We start from the raw sequence: 1,336 nt of genomic DNA on the forward strand, positions 1-1,336 counted from the left end.
AAGTTATATAGAGGTAGAGCTACTGATTGGGTGCGGGGGAGTCAAATCCTACCAAATCCAGACAAACTCCGAATGCTATATAATATACACTGCAGTGAGGCCCGGGGTGCTAAGGTCACGGGCCGAGAGGGAAAGAACCCAGACCATCAGCTAAGGTCCCCAAGTTATAGTTAAGTTGAACTAACGAGGTCCGATTGCATAGACAGCTAGGATGTTGGCTTGGAAGCAGCCATTCATTTAAAGAGTGCGTAACAGCTCACTAGTCGAGCGATCGGGCATGGATAATAAACGGGCATTAAACTATACACCGAAGCTATGGGTAATATTAATATTACGGTAGGGGAGCATTCCAGCGGCAGCGAAGTTATGACGTAAGTTGTGGTGGAGCTTCTGGAAAAGCAAATGTAGGCATAAGTAACGATAAGGCGGGAGAGAAACCCGCCCACCGAAAGGATAAGGTTTCCTGATCAACGCTAATCGGATCAGGGTTAGTCGGGGCCTAAGGAGAACCCGAAGGGGATATTCGATGGACAACTGGTTAATATTCCAGTACTTTTTATAACTGCGATGTGGGGACGGAGTAGTGACACTGCCGCGATCTGACGGAATAGATCGTTAAAGGGCGTAGGTATTAGGACTGTAGGTAAATCCGCAGATCTAGCTGAAACCCGATAGTACTGCAAACCTTCGGGGGCGTAGATAGCGCAGGTAATCAGACTTCCAAGAAAAACCGCTAAGCTTCAGGTTATAAAAACCCGTACCGCAAACCGACACAGGTATCCGGGAAGAGAATTCTAAGGTGCTCGAGTGAATCATGGCTAAGGAACTCGGCAAAATGGCCCTGTAACTTCGGGAGAAGGGGCGCTGGTAGCAATATCAGCCGCAGTGAAAAGGCCCAGGCGACTGTTTAACAAAAACACATGGCTTTGCAAAATCGAAAGATGAAGTATAAGGCCTGACACCTGCCCGGTGCTGGAAGGTTAAGAGGGGATGTCATCCTCACGGAGAAGCATTGAATCGAAGCCCCAGTAAACGGCGGCCGTAACTATAACGGTCCTAAGGTAGCGAAATTCCTTGTCGGGTAAGTTCCGACCTGCACGAATGGTGTAACGATCTGGGCGCTGTCTCAGCCATGAGCTCGGTGAAATTGTGGTCCCGGTGAAGACGCCGGGTACCCGCAACGGGACGGAAAGACCCCATGCACCTTCACTACAATTTAACATTGACATTGGATACAAGATGTGTAGGATAGGTGGGAGACTATGAAGGGGCGTCGCTAGGCGTTCTGGAGTCAACGTTGAAATACCACCCTTTTTGTATTCGGTGTCTAACCCCT

Annotated in this window: 1 rRNA gene; it reads left to right on the forward strand. The window is 49.0% G+C overall.

Annotated elements, in window-relative coordinates:
* Nucleotides 1-1,336, forward strand: a 23S ribosomal RNA gene (locus BUC20_RS33510); the annotation flags it as partial.

Origin of the sequence: Pedobacter caeni (genome assembly GCF_900129215.1) — a bacterium.
Classification (GTDB): Bacteria; Bacteroidota; Bacteroidia; order Sphingobacteriales; family Sphingobacteriaceae; genus Pedobacter; species Pedobacter caeni.